This window comes from Burkholderia sp. Ac-20392 (assembly GCF_017104585.1).
GTDB lineage: Bacteria > Pseudomonadota > Gammaproteobacteria > Burkholderiales > Burkholderiaceae > Burkholderia > Burkholderia lata.
In genome coordinates this window covers 1-4,697 of the sequence record NZ_JAAGPB010000573.1, presented here as the reverse complement: position 1 = coordinate 4,697, position 4,697 = coordinate 1, and the positions used below count along the sequence as shown (strand labels likewise).

General features: G+C 66.9%; 5 protein-coding genes. All 5 read right to left on the bottom strand.

What is annotated here, in order from left to right:
- Nucleotides 1–487, bottom strand: a 487-nt coding sequence (locus tag G3N99_RS34715) for an ATP-binding cassette domain-containing protein (RefSeq protein ID WP_206124626.1), incomplete at its 3' end; no start/stop codon positions are given.
- A gap of 199 nt (nucleotides 488–686) precedes the next feature.
- On the bottom strand, nucleotides 687–2,282 hold the full coding sequence (locus tag G3N99_RS34710; RefSeq protein ID WP_206124625.1) for an ABC transporter substrate-binding protein: 1,596 nt from the start codon (nucleotides 2,280–2,282) through the stop codon (nucleotides 687–689).
- Between the two features lie 356 nt (nucleotides 2,283–2,638).
- Complete coding sequence (locus G3N99_RS34705; RefSeq protein WP_174937701.1) at nucleotides 2,639–3,412, bottom strand: SDR family oxidoreductase; 774 nt, start codon at nucleotides 3,410–3,412, stop codon at nucleotides 2,639–2,641.
- A gap of 19 nt (nucleotides 3,413–3,431) precedes the next feature.
- Nucleotides 3,432–4,070 carry a thiol:disulfide interchange protein DsbA/DsbL gene (locus tag G3N99_RS34700; protein ID WP_174937703.1) on the bottom strand — a complete coding sequence of 213 codons (639 nt, stop codon included), beginning with the start codon at nucleotides 4,068–4,070 and terminating at the stop codon, nucleotides 3,432–3,434.
- A gap of 69 nt (nucleotides 4,071–4,139) precedes the next feature.
- A partial coding sequence (locus G3N99_RS34695; RefSeq protein WP_206124624.1) for an SPOR domain-containing protein occupies nucleotides 4,140–4,697 on the bottom strand: 558 nt, incomplete at its 5' end.

The following is a 4,697-nucleotide window of genomic DNA, read 5'->3' as shown; positions in this document are numbered from 1 at the left end:
TCAGCGCGACGCGCGCGAGCTGCCCGCCGCTCAGTGCCTGCGCGGGCGTGTCGGGTTGCACGTCGTGCAGGCCGGCCGCGTCGAGCGCAGTGCGCAACCGCTCCACGAGATCCCATCGATCGCCGATCAGGTCGAAGTCGTGCGGTTCCGCGCGGCCGTCGGCGAGACGTGCGAGCGCGCCGAGCGGCGCATCGAGCGCGGCAATCTGCGCGACGGTTCGCGGGCCGGCCGACGCGTCGTCGTCGTTGTGCTGCTGCGCGACGTAGACGATTGACGTGTGCCGGTCGATCGTCCCCGCGCTTGGCGCGCAGCGGCCTGCGATCAATTGCGCGAGCTGGCTCTTGCCGATGCCGTTGCGGCCGACGATGCCGGTCGGCGTGCGGTCGATGGAAAGGTCGAGCGAATCGAACAGCGTGACGCCGTCGTCGAAGCGGAAGGAAACGTGATGAAGCGCGACGAGCGCGCCGGTGGGCGTGGCAGCAGCCATAAGCACCTCCGAAAATGCGTGAAGACCTTCGCGCGCGGCGTGCGTGGCACGGCGGCGAAAACATTTTGGGAAGGCTTAGTTGTTCACTTTGGCTGGCGTCCGGTATGAGGAATGAGCGCGCAGTGTAGCAAGCGCGGCGCGCGGGCCGCAAGCGACGGCCCGACGCACCGTCGCTTGCGCGCCACGCGCGTGGGTCGCGTTACTGCACGGCGACGGACGTGAAGTTCTGCCGCCCGAACGGGCTCACGTGATAGCCGCTCACGTTCGTGCGCGTGAGCGCGGCCGCGGTCGGGTAGCCGAGCGGAATCCACAGCGCCTGATCGTGGATGATCTTCTGCGCGGCTTCATACAGCTTCGCGCGCTTGGCCTGGTCGGCGGTCGACTTGCCGTCGGCGATCAGCTTGTCGAGCTGCGTGTCGCAGAAGCGCGCGAAGTTGATGCCCGACTTCACCGCATTGCAACTGAACAGCGGCGACAGGTAGTTGTCCGGATCACCGTTGTCGCCGGCCCAGCCCATGAACAGCATGTCGTGCTGGCCGAGCTTCGCCTGCTTGATCAGCTCGCCCCATTCGATCACCTTGACTTCGGCCTTCACGCCGATCTTCGCGAGGTCGGCCTGCAGCAGCTCCGCACCGACCTTCGGGTTCGGGTTCAGCACGCTGCCGGTCGGGCGCGTCCAGATCGTCGTCGAGAAGCCGTTCGGGAAACCGGCCTGCGCGAGCAGCTGCTTCGCCTTCGCCGGGTCGTACGCATACGGCGCGACGTCCTTCGCGTAGCTCCACGTGTTCGGCGGATACGGGTTGTTCGCGGCCGTCGCGGTGTTGTCGAACACGACCTTCAGGTAGGTCGCGCGGTCGAACGCGAGGTTCAGCGCTTCGCGCACCTTGTCGTTGTCGAGCGGCTTTTTCTGCGTGTTCAGCGCGACGAACGCGGTCATGAACGCGGGCGTCTGCACGACCTTCAGCGCACTTTCACCCTTCGCGGCAAGCACGTCCTGCGGCTTCGGCGACAGCGCGATCTGGCATTCGCCGGCCTTCACCTTCTGCAGCCGCACCGACGGATCGGGCGTGATCGCGTAGATCAGCCGGTCGACCTTCGGCTTCGTGCCCCAGTAGGTCGGGTTCACGTCGTAGCGGATCAGCGCGTCCTTCGTGTAGCTCTTCAGCACGAACGGGCCGGTGCCGACCGGCTTCGCGTTCAGGTCGGCCTGCTTGCCGGCCTTCAGCAGCTGGTCCGCGTATTCGGCCGAATAGATCGACGCGAAGCCCATCGTCAGGATCGGCACGAACGTCGCGTTCGGCTCGTTCAGCACGAACTTCACGGTGTTGTCGTCGACCTTCGTGACCGACTTCACGAGCTTCACGAGGCCCATCGACTGCGCGTGCGGGAAGCCGCTCGCGCCGGCCACCTTGTGCCACGGATTCGAATCGTCGAGCATCCGCGAGAACGTGAACACGACGTCGTCCGCGTCGAGCGTGCGGGTCGGCTTGAAATAGTCAGTGGTCTGGAACGCGACGTTCGGGCGCAGGTGGAACGTGTACGTGAGGCCGTCGGCGCTCGCGTCCCATTTGTCGGCGAGCGCGGGCACGACCTTCTTCGCGGCTTCGTCGTACGACACGAGCGTGTTGAAGATCACGTCGGCCGATGCGTTGGTCGTGACGAGCGAGTTGTACTGCACGACGTCGAAGCCGTCCGGGCTCGATTCCGTGCAGACGGTGAGCGGCTTGGCGGCGACGAGGCCGGGGGCGGCGAGAGCGGCGGCGAGCGTGGCCGCGGCGAACAGCTTGACCTGCATAGGATCTCCCACGTGGCTTGTGTTTTTTGCTGGGTGACTGGATGCGGGCGCGGCCCGGAAGCGGACAGGGCCGGCGCGGCTGGCGAATAGCATACCGTCAAAGCGCACGACGCGTGAAAAAAGGCGCCTGAACGCGGCGAATTGACCGAAAAACGGCTGCGTTCGCGACGGAACGGGTGTTGGGGCGGCGGGAGGAGTGGGGGCGGCTGCGGGGAGGGGAACTGGCGCCGGGGAAGCCGGGCAGTGGTGCAGCGGGGGCGGTGCGCGAATCGAAGCGTCGAAGCGGCTGGGCGTTGGTACGGAGAGGCGGAGAGGCGGCCCGCGAAGCTTCGCGCGGGCCGGCGCTCGTCGATGCGTCAGTGCGCGCCCGCCTTCGGCTTGCGCGGCGCCTTCTCGAACAGGCGGTCGTACAGCCAGCGCGGCAGCACGTGCAGCACCTTCGCGACGACGCCCATCTGCCACGGAATCACGCGGAATGCATGCTGCCGCGCGATCGCCTGGGCCGCACGTGCCGCGAAGCGGTCGGCGTCCATCAGGAACGGCATCCGGTACGGGTTGTGCGCGGTCATCGGCGTGCGGATGTAGCCGGGCGCGATCGTCACGACGCCGACGCCGGCCGGCCGCAGCTCGACGCGCAGCGCTTCGAGATACTTGATCGCGGCCGATTTCGACGCGCTGTACGCGCCGGAGCCGGGCAGCCCGCGCACGCCGGCGACGCTCGCGACACCAACCAGCGTGCCGTGGCGCGAGGCCGTCATCGGGGCGACGAACGGCTCGAACGTCGCGACCATCCCGTAGTAGTTGATGTCCATCACGTCGCGGAACGTCGCGAGATCGCCCTGGCCCGTGACGGCGCCCTGGCTGATGCCTGCGTTCGCGATCACGACGTCGGGGCAGCCGTGCGTCGCGATGAACGACGCAGCGGCCGTCGCGAGCGCATCGGCGTCGCGCACGTCGGCGGAATAGACGGAGATGGACAGCTTCGGGAAGCGCCGCGCGAACGCATCGAGGGCATCGGTGCGTCGCGCGACGAGTGCGAGCGTGGCGCCCTGGCGGGCGTATTCCTCGGCCATCGCGAGGCCGAGGCCGCTCGATGCGCCGGTGATGAAGACCTTCAGCGGAGTAGTCATGCCGGCGCGCGGGCGGGGATCAGAGCTTCTTGTCCTGAACCTGCTTCACGAGGAAGTCGAGCACCTGGGCCGTGCCCGGGATGCTGTTCGCGTAGGCGGGGCCCGTCTTGTACTTGCCCTGGACGACGACCGTCGGCACGCCGTCGATCGCGTAGTCCTTCAGCAGCTTGGCCGACTGGTTCACTTCGCCCTGCACGCTGAACGAGTTGTACGCGTCCATGAACTGCTTCTTGTCGACGCCCTGCGTGGCCAGGAAGTCGGCCTGCGCCTGCGGCGTCAGCAGGTAGTTCTTCTGCTTGTGGATCGCGTTGAAGATCGCCGGCGTGACCTTCTCGGAGATGCCGAGCGCGGACACGGCGTAGAACAGCTTCGAGTGCGGGACGAAATCGTCACGGAATGCGACCGGGACGCGCTTGAAGTCGATGTTGTTGCCTTGCTTCTTCACCCAGGCTTCGATCGTCGGCTCGAATTCGTAGCAGTGCGGGCAGCCGTACCAGAAGAACTCGATCACCTCGACCTTGCCGGCCGGCGCGGACACCGGCTGCGGCGACTTCATCACCTCGAAATCCTTGCCGGCGACCGGCGCGGCGGGCGAAGCCTGCGCGAGGCTCGCGGCCAGGCCCAGGGACAGAAGGAGCGTGCTAAGCAGTTTTTTCATGTTGTGAACGTCGAATCAGTTGCTCGGGTTACGGGACGTAACGGGTTCTGAGTGGGCTCGGCCGGTTGCTTATTGCTTCGTGAAACGGATCACCGCCGTGTCGACACCTGCATCGGACAGGCGCTGGCGGGCCGAGTTCATATCCTCGAACTTCGAGAACGGGCCGACGCGCACGCGGAAATACGTCACGCCGCTGACATCGCGCTTCGACACCTTCGACTCGAAGCCCTGGAAGCCGAGGCGCGCGCGCTGCTGCTCGGCGTCGCCTTCCGTCTTGTACGCGCCCACCTGCAGGAAGTAGCCGGTATTCGCGTCGTTCGCGGTCGGCGGCTTCGCTGCCGCGGCGGCCGTGGCCGACGAGGTCGGCTTCGGCGTGTTCGCGGCCAGTTGCTGTTGCTGCTGCTTTTGCGCGGCGGCTTGCTGCGCCTGCTTCTGCGCGGCGAAGCGGGCGAGGTCGTCCTCGCCGCCTTGCTGCTGTTGCTGCTGCGCTTGCTGCGTCTTCTTCGGCGGCGGCGTGGTGTCGGCCGGCTTCGGTGCGACGGCGACGCCATTACCCGACGACGTATTGTTCGACGCGGTCGTGTTGTTCGAGCTGCCGGTGTTGTTCGAACCGCTCGACCCGTTGGA

Excerpts from the sequence above, each read along its gene's own strand:
- G3N99_RS34705 (WP_174937701.1), bottom strand. The coding sequence starts at position 3,412 with ATGACTACTCCGCTGAAGGTCTTCATCACCGGCGCATCGAGCGGCCTC.
- G3N99_RS34700 (WP_174937703.1), bottom strand. The coding sequence starts at position 4,070 with ATGAAAAAACTGCTTAGCACGCTCCTTCTGTCCCTGGGCCTGGCCGCG.
- G3N99_RS34710 (WP_206124625.1), bottom strand. The coding sequence starts at position 2,282 with ATGCAGGTCAAGCTGTTCGCCGCGGCCACGCTCGCCGCCGCTCTCGCC.